Annotated in this window: 3 protein-coding genes and 1 pseudogene; all 4 read right to left on the bottom strand. The window is 73.9% G+C overall.

What is annotated here, in order from left to right:
• Window positions 1-76: 76 nt before the first annotated feature.
• The gene (locus ACFVGO_RS17870; RefSeq protein WP_380352705.1) at window positions 77-1,240 is read right to left on the bottom strand and encodes a macrolide family glycosyltransferase; all 1,164 of its coding nucleotides are present in this window, start codon (window positions 1,238-1,240) and stop codon (window positions 77-79) included.
• The gene (locus tag ACFVGO_RS17865) at window positions 1,240-3,492 is read right to left on the bottom strand and encodes a cytochrome P450 (protein WP_380632683.1); all 2,253 of its coding nucleotides are present in this window, start codon (window positions 3,490-3,492) and stop codon (window positions 1,240-1,242) included. The genes ACFVGO_RS17870 and ACFVGO_RS17865 overlap by 1 nt, the downstream gene beginning before the upstream one ends.
• A complete protein-coding gene (locus ACFVGO_RS17860) occupies window positions 3,489-20,861 on the bottom strand; it encodes an SDR family NAD(P)-dependent oxidoreductase (protein ID WP_380632681.1) in 17,373 nt (5,790 codons plus the stop codon). The genes ACFVGO_RS17865 and ACFVGO_RS17860 overlap by 4 nt, the downstream gene beginning before the upstream one ends.
• Window positions 20,862-20,863: 2 nt before the next feature.
• A pseudogene (locus ACFVGO_RS17855) lies at window positions 20,864-22,378 on the bottom strand (beta-ketoacyl reductase); the annotation flags it as partial.
• Window positions 22,379-22,507 lie beyond the last annotated feature (129 nt).

Genomic DNA, 22,507 nt, shown 5'->3' with positions numbered 1-22,507 from the left:
ACCGTACGAGAAGGTACGCGGGAACGGACTCCACCGGGCGGGGTGCGGGTGCGCACGGCCCGGTGGAGTCCGGCCGCTACCGCGTCAGCAGCTGCTCCAGGACGTCCGCCCCCTTTGACGCGCCGCCCGCCCCGCGCACGACCCGGCTCAGGGCCGCCGCCCGGGGGCGGCAGGACCGGACCTCCTGGACGGCGTCGCGGAGGCCCTGCACGGTCGGCTCGGCGAGCGTCCTGCCGACCCGCAGCTCCTCCGCCCGCCGGGCGATCGCGCGCTGTTCCGGGATCTGCGGCACCGCCACGAAGGGCACCCCGTGGTGGAGGGACTCCATCGCCGAGTTCATCCCGGCGTGGCTCAGGAACACCTCGGTGTGTCGCAGCACCGCCACCTGCGGCACGTGCGCGTGCACTTCGACGTTCGCCGGGATCGGGCCCAGCGACTCCTGGTCCAGCCCGCCCACCGCCATGACGACCTGCCAGTCGGTGTCCCCGAACGCCTCGACGCAGGTCCGGTAGAACTCGGGCCGGTCGTTGAAGACGGTTCCCAGCGATATCAGCAGCACCGGGGCCTGCGACCGGGGGCTCCACTCCTGAGCGGTCTGCCGGCTGCTCAGCGACGGCCCGACGAAGTGGAAGCGCTCGTCGAAGGTGTCCCCCGACATCTGGAACTCGCGGGGGATGAACACCAGGCTCGTCGGGGGCACGTGGCCGAACATCAGGTTCGGGTCCTCGAGGAAGGTGTGGCCCTGCGCGAACTTCCCCATGTCCTGGATCGCGGCCACCAGCCGGGGGTCGGTGTGGTCGAAGTCGGCCGGCAGGTACACCTGCGCCGCCGAGAAGGACTCGTTCTCCGCGAAGGTCGGCACCAGGGAGATCTCCCGCACCCCGAGCAGGTTCGCCAGCATCCTCCCGGTGAAGGTCACCGAGTCGTAGCACACCGCGTCCGGCGGGTCGGCCGAGAAGTGCCCGGCCAGGACGGGGAAGGAGGCACGCGCGTCGTCGAGGTAGTACTCCAGCGTCACGGCGAGCTGTTCCGCCGTGAACTCGCCCCGCGCCGCCATGTCGGGCGGCAGCTGCGAGGGCAGGGTCACCGGCGACGCCCCGGCGGCGACGGCGGCGTCCATGGTGGCCGGTCCCGTGGCGTAGCTGACCCGGTGACCGCGCCGGACCAGCTCTTCGACCAGCGGCAGGGTCGGGTTCACATGCCCGGACGCGGGCGCGCTCACGAAGGCGAAGTGGGCCATCAGCTCTCCTCCAGGATGACCGGCAGAGTCTTGTGCCCGTTGGTGAAGAAGGAACCCAGCGGCTCGAGTTCGGACGACGGGACGGCCAGCCGCAGCCGGGGGAAGCGGGAGAACAGCGCGGACAGCGCCGTCGTCGCCTCCAGCTTCGCCAGGGGGCTGCCGAGGCAGTAGTGCACGCCGTGCCCGAAGGTGAGGTGATCGGCCCGCGACGGCCGGGTGACGGAGAAGTCCTCCGCGTCGGCCCCGTGCTGCGCCGGGTCGCGGCCGGCCGCGCCGTAGGACAGCAGGATCGCCTCGCCCTTGCGGATCAGCACACCGTCCACGGAGATGTCCTCCACGGCGTACCGCAGCGGCAGGTTCGGCACCGGCGCCTGCCAGCGCAGGGTTTCGTCCACCACGTCCTCCCACGTGCTGGTCCCGGATCGGACCAGGGCGAGCTGGGACGGGCGCGTGGCCAGCGCGTGGACGGCGTGGTCGAGCAGGTTGACCGTCGTCTCGAAGCCGGCGGAGATGGTCAGCAGCAGGGTGTCCAGCAGTTCCCGCTCGGACAGCCGTGTGCCGTCCGCCTCCTGCGCGGCGATCAGGTCGGTGGTCATGTCGTCGCCGGGGTCGCGCCGTTTGGCGGCCACGAGCTCCTTGAGCAGCATGTACAGCTCGCCGGAGGCGGCCTGCACGCCCGCCGGGTCCGCGTCGAGGCTGAACACCGCGTCCACCAGCCGCCGCAGGTCCGCGCCCGTCCGCGCGGTCACCCCGAACAGTTCGGTGATGACCTGGATCGGCAGCGGGAACGCGAACCGTGCGCGCAGGTCGACCGTCTGCCCCGGCGGCACCGCGGCCAGGTCGGCGATCAGGCCGGCCGTGATCTCCTCGACGCGCGGGCGCATCGCTTCGATACGGCGCGGGGTGAACGCCTTGGCCACCAGGCTGCGCAGCCTGGTGTGGTCGGCCCCGTAGGCGGTGAACATGTTCTGCATCGCGACCCACATGATCAGCGGCCAGTCCGGCGGGATGTCGCCGTCGCGCCACATGGGCCAGTGCCTGTTCGCGTCCTTGGAGACCCTCGGGTCGAGCAGCAGCTTCTTCGCCAGGTCGTGCCCGGTGACGGCCCAGGCCGACACGCCACCGGGCAGTTCGACGGGCGTGGCCGGGCCGCGCTCGCGCAGGGCGGCGGCCTCGCCGAAGATGTCGCCGCCGGAGGGGTCGATGACGTACGCGTCGGCGGGCGGGGCCTGCGCGCGCACCGGCTCGGTGAAGGTGGTGGTCGTACGGGGCCTGGGCGGCTCGGTGACCTCCAGCAGGGACGCGGTGAACCGCGAGCCCATGCCGAGGCCGATCGACATGATGGTGTCACCGGGTTCGAGGGTCTCGTCGTGCAGCAGGTGGTCGATGCCGAGCAGTTGGTCGCACGGCCCGACGTGGCCGAGCTCGCGCAGCATCGGCCAGGTGGTGCGGCCCAGGTCGATGCCGAGCGGCTCCAGCACGACGACCTCCAGTTGGGCCAGGCCCAGACCGGTGACGACGAACCTGGTGATGTCGGAGACGCGGACGCCGGCCTCCTCGGCGGCCTGCTCGACCGCGGTGACCAGTGCCCCGCTCATCAGCGTCAGATACGGGGCCAGGCCGGTGACCTCGATCGGCGTACGGTTGCGGTGGCCCTCGGGGTCCGGGATCGTCGGGGTGGCGAGGACCTCCATCTGGGTCGCGGAGCTGTTGGCGGTCGCGACCAGCCGCGCCCGGCCGCCCTCTCGGTTGAGCACGGCCGCGACCGCACCGTCGGCCAGGAAGATCCCGATGGTGGGCTGCCAGCGTTCCCACCGCGGCGGCAGGAACCGGGCGGTGGCCGTGACCAGGGTCGCGGTCGCGGCCGGGTCGGCCACCAGGTGCGCGGCGGCGGACTGCAGCGCGGCCGAGCCGCCGTTGCTGGTCGCCTCGACCTCGTAGACGAGGGCGTGGCCGAGGCCGAGGACGCGCTGCAGGTGGCAGGAGGACGCCATGTGGTCCTGGTGGTCCATCTGGGCGTAGGCGGCCATGGAGATGTCGGCGCCGCTGAGGCCGGACTCGCGCAGGGCTCCGATCGCCGCGTGCACGGCCATCGCGTGCTCGGTGACGTCGTCGGAGCGGGTGAACGACACGAAGTCCGACAGCGCGAGCAGCCGCCGCATGGTCTCGGTGTCCGGCACGGCCTGTGTCGCGGGCGTGCGGGGCGGCAGATACCGCCCCGTTCCGCCGATGTAGACGTTGTCCCAGATCATGCGTGGTCCTTTCCCCTGAGTGCGGACAACCCGGCTCCGTATCCGCTGAAGTCGAGGAGCCAGGTGCTGATGGCCAGCGCCGTGGCCGCGGAGTGCTCCTCCAGTACGGTGAAGTGGTCGCCCGGGACGGTGAGTACTTCCTGAACGGTGGTGGACAGCCGGGGCCACGAGCGCTTCCCGGTGCCCACCAGCAGCACCGGCGCGGTGACGGGCTCCGGGGCGCCGGCCAGATCGAGGTAGCGGCCCATGGCCACCAGCCGGTCGTCGTCGACCGGCTGGACCTGGTGGCCGGCGTCGAGCATGCCGGTGAGCACACCCGGCAGGTCGTCGGGGTAGCCGTCGATGAGCACCACGGCGCTGGGCCGGGCCCCCCGCCGTTCCAGTTCCCCGGCGGTCGCCAGCGCCAGCCACGCGCCCACCGAACGGCCGACCAGCACCGGCGCGGCGACGGTCGACGCGGCCTCGGCGAGTGCCTGGACCAGGACGTCGGCGTCCGCGGGCAGCGGGTCGCCGGCGAAGCCCGGCAGGGTGACCGCCGTGACGTCGCGGGCGGCCTCCAGCGCCGCGGCGAACCGCCCGTACTCCTCGATGCCGCCGGACGCCAGCGCGGACGGCAGGCAGACCAGCGACGGCTGGAGGAAGCCGGTCGCGAGGCCGACCGCCTCGGCCTTGGGCGCGTCGGTGGCCGGGCTCAGCCGGGACGCCGTGGCCAGCAGGTCGAGGCCGTCCTGCGCGCGGCCGACGTCGACGGCCTTGCGCAGCAGGCGCTCCATCGGCCCGGCGACCCGGTTCTCCGGCGAGCACAGCTGCCCGTAGAGGTGGTTGACGAGCTGTTCGGGCGTCGGGAAGTCGAAGACGAGGGTCGCCGGGAGCCGGAGCCCGGTGGCCGCGTTGAGCCGGTTGCGCAGCTCGATGGCGGTCAGCGAGTCGACGCCGTGGTCGCGGAACAGCTGGCGCGGGTCGTCGATCCCGCCGGGGGCCGTCCCGAGGATGCTCGCGCTGTGCGTGACGACCAGGTCGAGCAGCAGGGCGCGCTGCTCGGGCTCGGGCAGGGCTTCGAGCCCGGCCCGCAGGTCGCCGGGGCCGGCCGCCGGGGCCGGCGCGCGCCGCGGCCGGGCGAGTCCGCGCAACAGCGCGGGCGGGGTGTCGATCGCCGCGAGGTCGAGGCGGACCGGCACCAGCACCGGGCGTTCGCCGGCCAGGGCGGTGTCGAACAGGTCGAGGGCCTGCTCGGTGGCCAGCGGCAGCATCCCGGTCCTCGCCAGCCGGCGGTGGCCGGCCCCGGTCAGGGTCCCGGTGATGCCGCTGGACTCGGCCCACTGGCCCCAGGCCAGGGAGGTGACCGGCAGACCGCGCGCGTGCCGGTGCTCGGCGAGCGCGTCGAGGAACGCGTTCGCGGCGGCGTAGTTGGCCTGCCCGGGGGCGCCGAACACGCCGGACGCCGAGGAGAACAGCACGAACGCCCGCAGGTCCAGGTGCTCGGTGGCCTCGTGCAGGTGCCACCCGGCATCGGCCTTCGAGCGCAGCACCGTGTCGATCTGCTCCGGTGTCATCGATCCCACCACGGCGTCGTCGACGACCCCGGCGGCGTGCACGACGGCCCGCAGGTCGGGGATCGAGGCGACGAGGTCCCTCAGTGCCCCGCGGTCACCGGCGTCGCAGGCGACCACGGTGAGGGCGGCGCCCAGCTCCTGTCGGAGCCCGGGCGGCTCGACGCCGCGGCGGCCGGCGAGCACCACGTGCGGGGCGCCGTGCCGCGCGACCAGGTGCCGGGCGACCAGGACGCCGAGGGTGCCGGTGCCGCCGGTGATCAGCACGGTGCCGTCCAGGGGCGTGCCGTCCAGGGGCTCGACCGGCCCGGTCGGGGCGGCCCTCACCAGCCTCGGCACGAGGGCGGTTCCGTCGCGCAACCGGATCTCGGGCTCGCCGTCGCTCACGGCGGCGCGCACCGCGGCGGGGAGCGCCCGTCGTGAGGCGGCCGTGCCGTCGTGCCGGACGGTCAGGATCCGCCCGGGGTTCTCGCTGTGCGCGCTGCGCAGGAAGCCGCGGGCGGCGGCCGAGGCGAGGTCGTCGCCGGTGAGGACCACGAGCCGGGCCGGCGTGTCGGTGGCCAGGAACTCCCGGACCCTGCCGAGCAGTTCCCGGGTCACCGCGTGGGCGGCCGCGACCGGTTCGCCCTCGCCGACGACCTCGTGGAGGACCGCCTCGGTGTCCGGGCCGTCCGGTGCCGCCATCGGGGTCCAGTCCACGGCGAACAGCGTGTTCGGCCGGCGCCCGGCCCCGTGACCCGCCGCTTCGACGGGCCGCAGGACGATCTCGTCGATGCTCACGACCGGCGTCCCGGCGGTGTCGGTGATCCGCACCGCGCAGGTGTCCGGCCCGGTCGGGTGCAGCACCACGCGGACCGTCGCGGCCGACCCGGTGACAGACACACCGGAGAACGAGAAGGGCAGCCGCGCCGGGCTGCCGCCGGCTCCGCCGTCCTCGGCCGCGAGGCCGGCGAGCAGGGTCAGCGGCTGGATGGCGGCGTCCAGGAGCGCGGGGTGGACGCGGTAACCGGTGAGCTGAGCGGGGTCCGCCGGGAAGCTCGCCTCGGCGTGCAGGTCCTCGCCGTGCCGCCGGATGCCGGTGAGCCCCTGGAAGGTCGGCCCGTAGTCGTAGCCGGCGTCGGCGAGCCGGTCGTAGAGCGAGCCGATGTCGATCGGCGCGGCCTCGCCCTCGTCCGCCCCGGGCGCGGCCGTCCGGTCGGCCTGTGCCGCCCGGTCCGCCCGGTCCGCCGGCGGACCGAGCACGCCGGTCGCGTGGCGGGTCCACTCGTCGGGCTCGGCGGAGGTGCGGGAGTGGACGGTGACGGGCCGGCGTCCGGTGTCGTCGGGCGCGCCGACGGTGACCTGCACGTGCACCCCGTCGCGCTCGGACAGCACGAGCGGCGCCTCCAGGACCAGCTCGGACAGTACGGGGCTGGCCGTGTGCTCACCGGCGTGGACGGCCATGTCCACGAACGCCATCGCGGGCAGCAGCGTCGAACCGAGCACGGTGTGCTCGGCCAGCCACGGGTGGACGGACGCGGAGAGTTTCCCGGTCAGCACCACGCCCTGCCCGTCGGGGAGCTTCACCAGGGACCGCAGCAGCGGGTGGTCGGGCGTGTCGAGGCCCTCCGACGGGGTGGTGGGCCGGAGCCAGTAGTGCTGGTGCTGGAAAGCGTACGAAGGCACGCGCACGTCCGACGTCCCCGCCGTCGTGGTCGTGGTCGTGGTCACCGGTGGCGTCCAGCGCACCGCGCCGTCCGCCCACAACCGCCCCAGCCCCGCGAACAACCGCTCCGGAGAATCACCACCACGGCGCATCAACCCGGTGCCCACCAGCAGCGGATGCGGACCCACCTCCACGAACCCCGTCACACCCTGGCCCGTCAGCCACTCCATCGCGTCGGCGAACCGCACCGGCTCCCGCACCTGACGCACCCAGTACCCCGGAACACCCATCTCGGCCGGACGCCCGGTCACCGTGGAAACCAACGGAATCACCGGCTCACCGAACGACAGGCCCGCGACCACCTCACCGAGTTCCTCCAGCACCGGATCCATCCGCGCCGAATGGAACGCGTGACTCACCTCCAGCCGCTTCACCCGACGCCCACGCCCCCGCCACACCTCGGCAACCGCCATCACAGCCGCCTCGTCCCCGGACACCACGACCGCGTCCGGCGCGTTGACCGCCGCCACCTCGGCCCCCGGCACCAGCGACCCCGCCACCTCCTCCGGCGACGCCTGGAGCGACACCATCACCCCACCACCGGGCAACCCCTGCATCAACCGGCCCCGCGCACCCACCAGGGCGCACGCGTCCTCCAGGCCCAGCACACCCGCCGCATGGGCCGCCGCCACCTCACCGACGGAATGCCCGACCACGAAGTCCGGCCGCACACCCAGCCACTCCACCAGCCGGAACAGCGCCACCTCCAACGCGAACACCGCACACTGGGTGAACCGCGTCTCCCCCAGCACCCCTTCCGCGTCCTCGAACAGCACCTCCACCGACAGCCCCAGCAGGTCGCAGACCTCGTCCAAGGCCCCCGCGAACACCGGGAACTCCCGGTACAACTCCCGCCCCATCCCCGCCCACTGACCACCCTGACCGGAGAAAACGAACGCCGACCGGCCGGAGTCGCGGGCCTCACCGGTCACCAGACCGGAATGCACCTCCCCGCGCAGCAGGGCCGCCAGTGCCTCCGGTCCGGTCACCACGGCCCGGTGGGCGAACCGGGTCCGCACGGCGAGCGCGGCGGCGATCCCGTCCTCGTCGGGGGCCTTGGCCGCGTACGTCTGCAGCCTGCGGGCCTGGGCCCGGAGCGACTGCTCGGACTTGGCCGACAGCAGCCACGGCACCGGCCCGACGGCCGCAGGGGCGGGCGCGGAAGCGGGATCGTGGGCAGCCGGCTCCGGGGCCGGGGCCTCCAGGATCACGTGCGCGTTCGTCCCGCTGATCCCGAACGCCGACACGCCGGCACGGCGGGGACGGCCCGCCTCCGGCCACGGCCGGGCCTCGGTCAGCAGGGAGACCTGACCCGCCGACCAGTCGACATGGGAACTCGGCTCGTCGACGTGCAGCGTCGGCGGCAGCTCACCGTGCCGCATCGCCATGATCATCTTGATCACACCCGCCACACCGGCGGCGGCCTGGGTGTGCCCGATGTTGGACTTCACCGACCCCAGCCACAACGGCTCGTCCCGGTCCCGGCCGTAGGTCGCCAGCAGCGCCTGGGCCTCGATGGGATCACCGAGGGTGGTGCCGGTGCCGTGGGCCTCCACCGCGTCCACCTCGGACGGCTCCAGCCCGGCATTCGCCAACGCCTGGCGGATGACGCGTTCCTGCGACGGACCGTTCGGCGCGGTCAACCCGTTCGACGCCCCGTCCTGATTCACCGCGCTTCCCGCGACGACCGCCAGCACCCGGTGACCGTTACGACGGGCGTCGGACAGACGTTCCAGCAGCACCAAGCCGGCACCCTCACCCCACGCCGTACCATCAGCGGCCTCGGCGAACGCCTTCACCCGGCCGTCGGCCGCGAGCCCCCGCTGCCGCGAGAAGTCGATGAAGGCGGCGGGGGTCGCCATGATCGTGACACCGCCGGCCAGGGCCAGCGAGCACTCGCCCGAGCGGAGCGCCTGCGCCGCCAGATGGATCGCCACCAACGAGGACGAGCAGGCCGTGTCCACCGACACCGCGGGACCCTCCAGCCCCAGCAGGTACGACACCCGTCCCGAGGTCACACTCGTCGCCGTGCCGGTGGCCACGTAGCCGTCCGTGTCCCGCGAGATCTGGTCCACTCCGCCCGCGTAGCCGGAGGCCCAGATGCCGGTGAACACGCCTGTCTGACTGCCCCGCAGCGACGTCGGATCGATCCCCGCGTCCTCGAACGTCTCCCACACCGTCTCCAGCAGCACCCGCTGCTGCGGATCCATCGCCAACGCCTCACGCGGCGAGATCCCGAAGAACGCGGCATCGAAGCCACCCGCGTCCCCGAGGAAGCCACCCGACCTGGTGCAGGACGTCCCCGGAGCACCGGCCGGATCGTAGAGACGACCCACGTCCCAGCCACGGTCCGACGGGAACTCACCCACCGCGTCCACGCCACCCGACACCAGGCCCCACAAGTCCTGGGCCGACCCGACCCCACCCGGGTACCGGGCCCCCAGCCCGACCACGACCACCGGATCACCCGATACGGGGATGCCTACCGGCACGGGCGCGACCGTCCCGCGCTCCTGGCCGAGGACCACCTCCCGCAGGTATTCGGCCAGCCGGGCCGGGGTCGGGTGGTCGAAGACCATCGTCGCCGACAGCCTGGTCCCGACCGCCGTGGACAGCCGGTTGCGCAGTTCCACGCCGGTCAGCGAGTCGAAGCCGAGGTCCTTGAAGGCCCGGTCGGCGCTGACGGCCGCGCTGTCGCTGCGGCCCAGCACGGCCGAGGCGTGGGTCCTGACCAGGTCGAGCAGGATCTCGCGTTGCCGGGCCTCGGGGAGCGATCCCAGCTGGCCCGCCAGTCCGGTGGTCCGAACCGGTCTGCGGGCGCGCGCCAGCGCGCGCAGCACCGGCCGGTCGCCCAGAGCGGACACCTTGAGTCGGGCCGCGACCACCGCCGGTTCCGCGGTGTCCAGGCCTCCGTCGAACAGCCCGAGTCCGTAGTCGGTCGCCATCGGCAGCAGCCCCGCGCGGGCGAGGCGTTCACCGTCGGCCTCGGACATCCGCCCGGTCAGCCCGCTGGCCTCCGCCCAGTGGCCCCAGGCCAGCGACACCGCCGGCAGGCCCTGGGCGCGCCGGTACGCGGCCAGGCCGTCGAGGTAGGCGTTCGCAGCGGCGTAGTTGGCCTGCCCGGGGCTGCCGAGCGTCCCGGCCGCCGAGGAGAAGAGGACGAACGCCGTCAGGTCCCGTCCCCGGGTGAGTTCGTGCAGGTTCCAGGCCGCCCGGGCCTTGGGCTCCCAGACCGCGGCGAGGCGTTCGGGGGTCAGGGACTCGACCACGGCGTCGTCCAGCACACCGGAGGCGTGGACGACCGCGGTCAGCGGGTGCGCGGCCGGGATCGAGTCCAGTACGGCCGCCAGCGCGTCCCGGTCGGCCACGTCGCAGGCCGCCACGGTCACCTCCGCGCCCAGCCCGGCCAGCTCCTCGCGCAACACCGCCCCGCCACCACTGCGGCTGACCAGCACCACGTGCCGCACACCACGCTCGGCCACCAGATGCCGGGCCACACGGCCCCCCAGCGTCCCCGTGCCACCGGTGATCAGCACCGTACCCGCCGCATCGAAATCCGCGGGAACAGTGAGGACGATCTTCCCGATGTGAGCGGCCCGGCTCATGAACCGGAAGGCGTCCCGCGCGCGGCGGACGTCCCAGGTGGTGAGTGGTGGCAGACGCAACTCGCCCGCGCCGAGCAGCCGGACGGCCTCGGCCAGGATCTCCCCCAGCCGTTCCGGTCCCGCGTCGGCCAGGTCGAAGGCCAGCACGCCGGGCCGGATGTCGGCCTTGCCCATCTCCACGAACCGCCCGCCGGGCGCGAGCAGCCGCAGGGAGGCGTCCAGGAACTCACCGGACAGCGAATTCAGCACCACGTCGAAGGGTCCGAACCGGTCGGCGAACTCCAGGGTCCGGGACGAGGCGATGTGGTCCTCGTCCAGCCCCAGGGCGCGCAGCGCGTCCCACTTGCCCGGGCCGGCGGTCGCGTGGACGTCCGCGCCCCAGAGCCGCGCGAGCTGGACCGCCGCCATGCCGACGCCGCCGGCCCCGGCGTGGATCAGCACCCGGTCACCGGCCTTCAGCCCGCCCAGGTCGCGCAGGCCGTACCACGCGGTCATGAACGCGATCGGCACAGTGGCGGCCTGGGTGAACGTCCACTCGTCGGGGATGCGCACCAGCACCCTGTGGTCGGCGACGGCCACCCGGCCGAACGCGCCGGGCAGCAGCCCGGCGACCCGGTCACCCGGCCGCAGCCCGGTGACCTCGGCGCCGACCTCGGTGACGACGCCCGCGCCCTCGCTGCCGAGCAGCGCCGGGTCCGGGTAGACGCCGAGGGCGATCAGCACGTCCCGGAGGTTCAGGCCGGCCGCCCGCACGGCGACGCGCACCTCCCGGGGCCCGGGCGGGGCCTGCTCGTACGGCAGGAAGGCGAGGTCGTCCAGACTGCCCGTGCCCGCCTGCGTCAGCCGTCCGTCGAACGCCTCCGGTGCGGAGCGCACGAGCCGGGGCACGTAGACGGCCCCCCGGCGCACCGCCACCTGGTCCTCGTCGCCGACCGACAGGCCGTCGGGCAGCTCGTCGGCGTCCACGAGCACGAATCGGCCGGGGTGCTCGGACTGCGCGGACCGGACCAGGCCCCATACGGCCGAGGCTTCCGGGTCGCTCACCCCGTCACCGGGAACGACGGCGACCGCGCCCCGCGTGCGCACCACGAGCCGTTCGCCGGGCCCGGCCAGGAAGTCCTGGACGGCCGTCAGCGCCTCGGCGACCGAGCCGGGCGAGACGACGGCGTCGCCGAGCGTGCCTTCGCCGGGGGCCAGCGGAATCCAGTCGAGGGCGTACAGCGGGCCGCGCTCGGCCATCGGACGGGTGGTCAGCGCCTCGATGGTCGCCACGGGCTCGCCGGACCGGTCCGCCAGGTGGACGGCGTACGTGCCGGGGCGCACCACCGTCAGCCGCACGCGCGCGGAGGTCACGCCGGTGCGGTGGACCGCGATCCCGCCCAGCGAGAACGGCAGCCGCACCTCGCCTTCCGTGCCGGACAGCAGTGCCAGCGGTTGCAGGGCGGCGTCCAGCAGGGCCGGATGGACGGAGAACCGGGCCGCGTCCGGCACGGTGACCTCGGCGAACACCTCCTTGCCGCGGCGCCACACCGCCTGCACGGCCTGGAAGGCCGGCCCGTACTCGTAGCCCGCCGCGGCGAGCGTGTCGTAGAGCCCGGTGACCGGTTCCGCGCCGGCCGGCGGCCACTGCGTCAGCTCCTGCCCGGCCACGGGTTCCGCGCTCACCGTACCGGTGGCGTGCCGCACCCAACCGTCCGTACGGGACCGGACGTCGACCGTGCGGCGGCCGGTCCCGTACGGCTCGCCCACGACGACCTGCACGTCCACCGCGCCGTCCGCGGGCAAGATCAGCGGCGCCTCCAGGACCAGTTCCTCCACTGCCGCCCCGGCCGCGTGCACCACCAGTTCCACGAACGCCGTCGCGGGCAGCAGCACCGTCCCCAGTACGGAGTGGTCCGCGAGCCAGGGGTGGGTGGCCAGGGAGAGCCGACCCGTCAGGACCCGCTGCTCGCCCACCTCGACAGCGGCGCCGAGCAGCGGGTGGTCCACCGGGTCGAGCCCGGCCGCGGACACGTCTCCCGCGCCTCCGGCGAGCCAGAACCGCGTCCGCTGGAAGGGGTAGGTGGGCAGCGCCACCGGCTCCCCTTCAGGGATCGGCCACCGCACCGGCACACCCGCGACGAACAGCCGCGCCACGGCGGCCAGGAACTCGGCCGGGGTGCCGTGGTCGCGGCGCAGTGTCCCGGTCACCACACCCGCCTCGTGCTCCTCCAGCGCGGGCGTGAGCACCGGGTGCGGGCTGATCTCGACGAAGACGGGGTCGCTGCCCGAGGCGAGCAGCAGCCGGGTGGTCCGGTCGAACAGCACGGGTTCGCGGAGGTTGCGATACCAGTAGTCGGCGTCGAGGGCGGAGGTGTCGATCTCCTCGCCGGTCACCGTCGAGCAGAACGGGATCGTCACCGAGTGCGGTGTGATGCCGGCCAGTTCGGTGAGCAGCTGCTCGCGGATCGCCTCGACCTGGACGGAGTGGGCGGCGTAGTCGACGGGCAGGCGGCGGGCGCGGATGCCGTCGGCCTCGCAGGCCGCCAGCAGTTCGTCCAGCGCGTCCAGGTCGCCCGACACGACGACCGAACCGGGAGCATTGACCACCGCCACCGTCAGCCGGCCGTCCCAGCGGGCCACGAACCCGGCGGCCCGCTCATGCCCGAGGCCGACCGACACCATCCCGCCCTGGCCGGCCAGGGCGACCAGGGCCTTGCTCCGTAATGCCACCACCTTGGCGGCGTCCTCCAGGGACAACGCCCCCACCACGTACGCGGCGGCGATCTCCCCCTGCGAGTGCCCGACGACGGCATCGGGCTCGACCCCGTGCGCACGCCACAGCGCGGCCAGGGCCACCATCACCGCGAACAGCGCGGGCTGCACGACGTCCACCCGCTCCAGCGACCCACCGCCGGTCAGCACCTCCACCAACGACCAGTCCGTGTACGGCGCCAACGCCGCGTCACACGCATCGATCGCCTCCCGGAACACCGGCTCCGAGCGGTACAACTCCCCACCCATACCGATCCACTGCGCCCCCTGACCCGGGAACACGAACACCGAACGACCCAGCGGACGGGCGATCCCGGTGACCAGACCCGGCGCCGTACCCCCCTCGGCCAGGGCCTTCCGTGCTTCCGCACCGCTCAGCACCGCGCGGTGCTCGAACACGGCGCGGGCGGCCAGAGCGCCCCCGACCGCCGCCGCACTCACCTCGGGATGCGCGGCGATGAACGCACCCAGCCGACGCGCCTGCTCCCGCAGCGCCGCTTCCGACTTCCCCGACAGCACCCAGGGCACGACCCCGCCCGTGGACTCCGCCGGACCCCCGGCCGGCTCCTCGGCAGCCGCCTCGATGACGACGTGCGCGTTGGTGCCGCTGATGCCGAACGCCGAGATGCCCGCGCGGCGCGGGTGGCCGTGGTCGGGCCAGGGCCGGGCCTCGGTGAGCAGCCGGATGTTTCCGGACTCCCAGTCGACGTGCGAGGTCGGCGCGTCGACGTGCAGCGTCGGCGGCAGTTGCCCGTGCCGCATCGCCATGACCATCTTGATCACGCCCGCCACACCGGCGGCGGCCTGGGTGTGGCCGATGTTGGACTTCACCGAGCCCAGCCACAGCGGCTCGTCCCGGTCCTGACCGTAGGTCGCCAGCAGCGCCTGCGCCTCGATGGGGTCACCGAGCGTGGTGCCGGTGCCGTGCGCCTCCACCGCGTCCACGTCCGCCGTCGACAGCCCCGCGTTCGCCAGGGCCTGACGGATCACCCGCTCCTGCGACGGACCGTTCGGTGCCCCGAGGCCGTTGGAGGTGCCGTCCTGGTTGACCGCCGAACCCCGCACCACCGCCAGCACCCGGTGCCCGTTGCGGCGGGCGTCGGACAGGCGTTCCAGCAGCAGCAGGCCCGCGCCCTCCGCCCAGGCCGTCCCGTCGGCCGCCTCGGCGAACGCCTTCACCCGGCCGTCGGGAGCCAGGCCGCGCTGGCGGGAGAACTCCGTGAACCCCAGCGGGGTCGCCATCACGGTCACCCCGCCGGCCAGGGCCAGTGAGCACTCCCCCGAGCGGAGCGCCTGGGCTGCCAGGTGGATCGCCACCAGCGAGGACGAGCAAGCCGTGTCCAGCGAGACCGCCGCGCCCTCCAGCCCGAGCAGGTAGGCGATCCGGCCGGAGGTCACGCTGGTCGCGGCGCCCGTGCCGAGGTAGCCCTCGGAGTCGGCGGGCGCCTGGTCGCCGTAGCCGGAGGACCAGATGCCGGTGAACACGCCCGTCCGGCTGCCCCGCAACGACGTCGGATCGATCCCCGCGTCCTCGAACGTCTCCCACGCGGTCTCCAGCAGCACCCGCTGCTGCGGATCCATCGCCAACGCCTCACGCGGCGAGATCCCGAAGAAATCCGCGTCGAACCCCGCCGCGTCCGCCAGGAACCCACCCGACCGCGTGTACGACGTCCCGGGATGATCCGCGTCCGGATGGAACAACCCCTCGACGTCCCACCCACGATCCGACGGGAACGCCCCGATCGCATCCACCCCACCCGACACCAGGCGCCACAGCTCCTCCGGCGACCCCACCCCACCCGGCAACCGGCACCCCATGCCCACGATCACCACCGGATCGTCCGACACCGACACCGCGGGCACCACCGGTGCCGCCGACGCCACACCCCCGTCGAGGATCCTGCTCAGCAGGTGTTCGGCGAGCTGCCGCGGGGTGGGGTGGTCGAAGGTGACGGTGGCGGGCAGGCGCAGGCCGGTGGCGTTGTTGAGCCGGTTGCGCAGTTCGACGGAGGTCAGCGAATCGAAGCCGAGGTCCTTGAACGGCTGCCGGTCCCATGCGGCCGCCGGTTCGCGGTGACCGAGCACGGCGGCGGTGTCGGCGGTGACCAGGTCGAGTGCGGCTCGCAGCCGTTCGGCCTCCGGCAGTGACCGCAGGCGGTCGGCGATCGCGCCGTGCCGCGCCGGGCGCCGGGCCGCCTTGCGGGATATGAGGCCCTTGAGGGCCGCCGGGGCCGCCGGGGCGCCCGCCAGCACGGACAGGTCGAGGCGTGCCGGCACCAGCGCGGCCCGGTCCGTGGCCAGGGCCGCGTCGAACAGCGACAGGGCGTGGTCGGTGGCCAGCGGCACGACCCCGGCTCGCGTCAGCCGGTCCTGGTCGGCACCGGTCAGGTTCCCGGTCATGCCGCTGGCCTCCGCCCAGAAGCCCCAGGCCAGCGAGGTCGCCGGAAGTCCGAGGGCGCGCCGGTGCACGGCGAGGGCATCGAGGAAGGTGTTGGCCGCGGCGTAGTTGGCCTGGCCGGGGCTGCCGAGCGTGCCGGCGGCCGAGGAGAAGAGGACGAAGGCGGTGAGGTCCAGTCCCCGAGTGAGTTCGTGCAGGTTCCACGCCGCCCGGGCCTTGGGCTCCCAGACGGCGGCGAGACGCTCGGGCGTGAGGGATTCGACGACGCCGTCGTCGAGCACACCGGCCGCGTGGACGACGGCCGTCAGCGGACGCTCGGCCGGGATCGAGTCCAGCAGGGCCGCCAGCGCGTCCCGGTCCGCCACGTCACAGGCGGCCACGGTCACCTCCGCGCCCAGCCCCTCCAACTCCTCACGCAGTGCCACTCCGCCACCGCTGCGGCTGACCAGCACCAGATGCCGCACACCCCGCTCGACCACCAGATGCCGGGCCACATGACCACCCAGCGTCCCCGTACCACCCGTGATCAACACCGTGCCCTCGGGATCGACCGGCTGGGGAACCGAGAGAACGATCTTCCCCACATGAGCGGCCCGACTCATGAACCGGAACACGTCGACCGCGTCCCGGACCCCGCGCACGTCCAACGGCAGGGGTGCGAACCCGCCGTCCGTGAAGACCCGTACGACGGCGTCCAGGATCTCGCCGAGCCGTTCCGGCCCCGCGTCGGCGATGTCGAACGCCCGGTAGACGATGCCGGGATGGTCGGCCGCGTCGCGGATGTCGGTCTTGCCCATCTCCACGAACCGCCCGCCGGGCCCGAGCAGCCGCAGGGAGGCATCGACGAACTCGCCGGACAGCGAGTCCAGAACCACGTCCATGGGCGGGAACTTCTGCTCGAACTCCAGGGTGCGCGACGAGGCGATGTGGTCCTCGTCCAGTCCCAGGGCGCGCAGGGCGTGCCATTTGGCCGGGCCGGCGGTGGCGAACACCTCCGCCCCGAGCCGCCGGGCCAGTTGGATCGCCGCCATGCCGACGCCGCCGGTGCCGGCGTGGATCAGCACCCGGTCACCGGCCTTCAGCCCGCCCAGGTCGCGCAGGCCGTACCAGGCGGTCAGGAACACCACGGGCACCGACGCGGCCCTGGCGAACGACCAGTCGTCGGGCATCCGGACCAGCAGCCGCTGGTCGGCGACGGCGACCGGGCCGAAGGCGCCGGGGACCAGGCCCATGACGCGGTCGCCGGGCCGGAACCGGGTGTCCGGGCCGGTTTCGAGGACGACGCCCGCGCCTTCGCCGCCCATCAGGGCCTCGCCGGGGTAGACACCGAGGGCGATCAGCACGTCCCGGAAGTTGAGTCCGGCCGCCCGCACGGCGATCCGGACCCGCCCGGGCCCCAGCGGCTCCATGAGCTCGGGGCGGGGCACCAGCGCCAGGTCGTCGATGCTGCCGGTGCCCGTGTCCTCCAGCCGCCAGGTCCCGTCCGGCGGGGTGAGGCTCGCGCCGACGCGGACCAGGCGGGGGACGTGCAGCGCCCCTTGGCGTACCGCCAGTTCCGGCTCGTCCGTGCCGGCGATCAGCGCCGGGTCCCAGGTCGGGTCGGCGTCGACCAGGACGAACCGGCCGGGGTGCTCGGCCCGCGCGCCGCGGAGCAGGCCCCAGACCATCGAGTGGTGGAGGCCGACCACGTCACCGGGCGCGGCGGCGACGGCGTTGCGGGTGACGACGGCCAACCGCGTCCGCTCGCCCGCCAAGTGGTCCCGGATCACGGCGAGTACGCTCCGCGCGCTCTCGTACGCCGCCTCGACGGTGTCCGCCTCGGGCTCCGGCCCGGGCACCTCGTGGACGACCAGGTCCGCGGGGTCGCCGCCCGTCGACGCCGGTTCGAAGGGGACCCAGTCGAGTGCGTACAGGCTGTCCGGGACGGCGGTGGCGTCCCGGACGGTCAGCGACCTGATGACCGCGACCGGGGTGCCGTCCGGATCGGCCACGGCCACGGTGTACGTGTCCGGCCCGGTGGCGGACAGGCGTACGCGCAGCGTCCGGCTGCCCGCGGGCCGTATCGCCACTCCGGTGAACGCGAACGGCAAACCGGTGCGGTCGGTGAGGAACGCCATGGGATGCAGTGCGGCGTCGAGCAGCGCGGGGTGCAGGGCGAACGGTTCCTCGGCGGGAAGCTCCACCTCGGCGTGGACGGTGTCGCCGACCCGCCAGGCCGCCGTGACGCCCTGGAACGCCGGCCCGTACTCGTAGCCGAGCACGGACAGCGAGTCGTAGAGCCCGTCGACGTCGAGGGGCTCACCGGCCGGCGGCCAGTCCCAGGCGCTCAGCACCGGCTCCTCGCCCAGCGTCCCGGTGGCGTGCCGCACCCACTCGTCGCCGTCACGCGAGTACACCGTGAGCGGGTTGCGGCCGTCCTCCTCGGGGCCCACGACGACCTGGAGGTGCACCGGGGTGTCGTCGAGGACGAGCGGCGTTTCGAGCACCAGCTCCTCGACCGCGTGGCCGAGCCGGCCGGCCGCGTAGGCCGCCATTTCCGCGAACGCGGTGCCGGGCAGGAGGACGGAGCCCCGCACGGCGTGGTCGGCCAGCCACGGGTGGGTGGCGAGCGAGATCCGTCCGCTGAGCACCGCGCCGTCGGGCAGTTCCACGAACGTGCTGAGCAGGGGGTGGTCGCCCGACGCCGTCGGGACGGGCCGCAGCCAGTACGGCCGGCGCTGGAAGGCGTACGTCGGCAGGCTGACGGGCTCGGTGTCGTCCGGGAACCGCCAGTCGACCGGGACACCATGGACGTGCAGGCGGCCGAGCGAGGTGAGGAAGTCGTCCTGGTCGCGCCGGAGCGTGCCGGTGACGAGGAGGTCGGAGCCGTGGTGGTGACCGGTCTCCTCGACGGCGGAGACCAGGACCGGGTGCGGGCTGACCTCGACGAAGACGGTGTGGCCGCGGTCGAGCAGCAGCCGGGTGGTCCGGTCGAACAGCACGGGTTCGCGGAGGTTGCGGTACCAGTAGTCGGCGTCGAGGGCGGAGGTGCCGACCGGTTCCGCGGTGACAGTTGAGTAGAACGGGATCGTCGCCGGGCGCGGTGTGATGCCGGCCAGGTCGGTCAGCAACAGCTCGCGGATCGCCTCGACCTGGACGGAGTGGGCGGCGTAATCGACGGGCAGGCGGCGGGCACGGATGCCGTCGGCCTCACAGGCCGCCAGCAGTTCGTCCAGCGCGTCCAGATCACCCGATACCACCACGCTGTCCGCGGAGTTGACCACCGCCACCGTCAGCCGGCCGTCCCAGCGGGCCACGAACCCGGCGGCCCGCTCCTGCCCGAGCCCTATGGAAACCATCCCGCCCTGGCCGGCCAGGGCGACCAGGGCCCTGCTGCGCAGGGCGACCACCTTCGCGGCGTCCTCCAACGACAGCGCCCCCGCCACGTACGCCGCCGCGATCTCACCCTGCGAATGCCCGACGACGGCATCCGGTTCCACACCATGGGCACGCCACAGTGCCGCCAGGGACACCATCACCGCGAACAGGGCGGGCTGCACGACGTCCACCCGGTCGAGCGGGGCGCCGTCCAGGACATCGGCCAGGGACCAGTCGGTGTACGGGGCCAGGGCCTGGGCGCACTCGTCCATGGCCGCCCGGAAGACGGGGTGCGCGGCGTACAACTCCCCGCCCATCCCCACCCACTGCGCGCCCTGCCCCGGAAACACGAACACCGACCCACCCACCGGGCGCGCGGTCCCGGTGACCAGACCCGGCGCCGACCGGCCCTCCGCCAGGGCCTCCAACGCCTCCGCACCGCTCAGCACCGCACGGTGATCGAAACGCGACCGCCCCGCCAACGCCCGACCCACGGCAACCGCGCCAACTCCCGGATGCCCGGCCAGGAACGCCCCCAGCCGGCGCGCCTGCTCCCGCAACGCCACATCCGACTTCCCCGACAGCACCCACGGCACCACCCCGCCCGCGGACCCCGTCGGAACCCCGACCGGCTCTTCGGCAGCCGCCTCGATCACCACATGCGCGTTGGTGCCGCTGATGCCGAACGCCGACACGCCGGCACGGCGGGGACGCCCCGTCTCCGGCCACGGCCGGGCCTCGGTGAGCAGTGAGACCTGGCCCGCCGACCAGTCGACGTGCGAGGTCGGCGCGTCCACGTGGAGGGTCCGCGGCAGTTGCCCGTGCCGCATCGCCATCACCATCTTGATCACACCCGCCACACCGGCCGCCGCCTGGGTGTGCCCGATGTTCGACTTCACCGACCCCAGCCACAACGGCTCGTCCCGCCCCTGACCGTAGGTCGCCAGGAGTGCCTGCGCCTCGATGGGGTCACCGAGCGTCGTCCCCGTACCGTGCGCCTCCGCCGCGTCCACGTCCGCCGTCGACAGTCCGGCGTTCGCCAACGCCTGCCGGATGACGCGTTCCTGGGACGGACCGTTCGGCGCCGCGAGCCCGTTCGACGCGCCGTCCTGGTTCACCGCCGAGCCCCGGACGACCGCCAGCACCCGGTGGCCGTTACGGCGGGCGTCGGACAGGCGTTCCAGCAGCACCAAGCCCGCGCCCTCACCCCACGCCGTACCATCGGCCGCCTCGGCGAACGCCTTCACCCGCCCGTCGACCGCAAGCCCCCGCTGCCGCGAGAACTCGACGAACCCCGCCGGCGTCGCCATCACCGTCACACCACCGGCCAACGCCAGTGAGCACTCCCCCGCCCGCAGCGCCTGCGCCGCCAGATGGATCGCCACCAGCGACGACGAGCACGCCGTGTCCACCGACACCGCCGGACCCTCCAGCCCCAGCAGGTACGACACCCGCCCGGACGTGGCGCTGGTGGCTGTTCCGGTGGCGAGAAAACCTTCGAGGTCCGGCGGCGGCTGGTTGCCGTAGCCGGACGACCACAGGCCGGTGAACACCGCTGTCCGGCTGCCGCCGAGTGCGGTCGGGTCGATGCCCGCGTACTCGAAGGTCTCCCAGGCGGTCTCCAGCAGCACCCGCTGCTGCGGGTCCATCGCCAGTGCCTCGCGCGGCGAGATACCGAAGAACCCGGCGTCGAAGCCGGCGCCGTCGGCGAGGAAGCCGCCCGATCGGCTGTAGGTCGTGCCCGGCCGGTCCGGGTCGGGGTCGTGGACGACGTCCCATCCACGGTCCGGCGGGAATTCGGTGATCGCGTCGGCACCGTCCGAGACGAGCCGCCACAGGTCGTCCGGGGACTCCACTCCGCCCGGGTAGCGGCAGCCCATGCCGATGATCGCGATCGGCTCGCGCGCGGCCTCCTCCATGTCGGCGAGGCGCCTACTGAGCACTCCCAGGTCGGCCGTGGCGCGCTTGAGGTACGTACGGAGCTTCTCTTCGTCGGACATCGCTACTCCTCACCGTTGCGGGACTCGCCCGAGCGGATGACCTCGGTCCTGCGGTGCGCATCGTCCAGAAGGCTGAACAGTTCGTCGTCGCTGGCCTCGTCGACACCGGCCGCGGAGCCGGTACGTCTGGCGGTCCAGGCCGCGAGAAGTGCTTCGAGGCGGGCCGCGACGGTCTCGTAGTCGGCGTCGGCCGCTGCCGCGTCCAGGGTGGACTTGAGCCGGTCGAGGCCGGCGAGCAGGGGGTCGGGTTCGGTGCCGCGCAGCCGCGTGTGCACGAAGGCGGCGAGGCGGGCCGGTGTCGGGTGGTCGAAGACGAGCGTGGCGGGCAGGCGCAGGCCGGTGTCCGCGTCGAGCTGGTTGCGCAGTTCCACGGCGGTGAGCGAGTCGAACCCGATGTCGGTGAACGCCTGGTCGGGTTTGACCGCCTCCGGTGACGAGTGCCCCAGGACGAGGGCGACCTGGCCCACGACGAGTCGCAGCACGTCGGCCTGCGTCCACACGCGGTCGGCGGCCTGCCTGCGCCGGGGCCGTACCAGCTCCCGCAGCAGGGCGGGCGGATCACCGGCGCGGCGCAGCGCCGGCAGGTCGAACCTGACGGGGGCGAGGGCGGGGGTGCCCGCGGTCAGCGCGGTGTCGAACAGGGCCAGCGCGTCCGGCGTCGGCAGCGGCCGTACGCCGGCCCTGGCCAGGCGGTGCCGGTCGGTGGCGGTCAGACCTCCGGTCATGCCGCTGGCCTCCGCCCAGTAGCCCCAGGCGAGCGACACGGCCGGCTTGCCCTGGGCGTGCCGGTGTGCGGCGAGGCCGTCGAGGTACGCGTTCGCCGCCGCGTAGTTCGCCTGGCCCGCGCCGCCCAGCACACCGGCCGCCGACGAGAACAGCACGAACGCCTCCAGGTCCGAGGTCAGTTCGTGGAGGTGCCGCGCCGCGAGGGCCTTCGGCTCCCACACGCGCGCGAACTGCCGCGGGGTGAGGGATTCCACGACGGTGTCGGCCAGCGTGCCCGCGGCGTGGATCACCGAGGTGACCGGGTGTTCGGCGAGCAGCCGCGCCACCGCCTCGCGGTCGGACACGTCGCACGCCACGATGTCGGCGGTCGCGCCCAGCGCGGCCAGGTCGGCGGTCAGCGCGGCCGCGCCGGGGGCGTCCGGGCCGCGCCGGCCGACCAGCAGCAGGTGCCGCACGCCGTGCCGTACGGCGAGGTGGCGGGCGATCGTGCCGCCCAGGGTGCCGGTGCCGCCGGTGACGAGCACAGTGCCCCCGGGGCTGAGCGGCGAGGGCAGCGGTTCGGTCCGCGCCCGTTCGAGGCGGGGGACGTGAACGGCGCCGGCGCGGATCGCGAGCTGGGGTTCGTCCCCGGCCAGCCGGACCTCGTCGCCGTCGTGACCGTCGACCAGCACGAACCGGCCGGGGTGCTCGGTGGCGGCCGAGCGGACCAGGCCCCAGACGGCGGCGGCCTGCGGGTCGACGTCCTCGCCCGGCCGGACCGGCACGGCGTTGCGCGTGGCGACCACCATGCGCGGGGTGTCCGTGGTGAGGAAGTCCTGGATCACCCGCAGCGTCTCGACGGGCGATGTGGCGTGGTGGACCGGGATGTCCGGTTCGGTGGTCGCCGCTTCCAGGACCGGCCACGCCACCTGGTACCTCTC

The sequence above is a fragment of the Kitasatospora sp. NPDC057738 genome, assembly GCF_042798815.1.
In the GTDB taxonomy this organism is placed as follows: domain Bacteria; phylum Actinomycetota; class Actinomycetes; order Streptomycetales; family Streptomycetaceae; genus Kitasatospora; species Kitasatospora lactacystinica.
The sequence above is the reverse complement of the archived record's forward strand: the minus strand, read 5'-3'. Positions and strand labels throughout refer to the sequence as shown.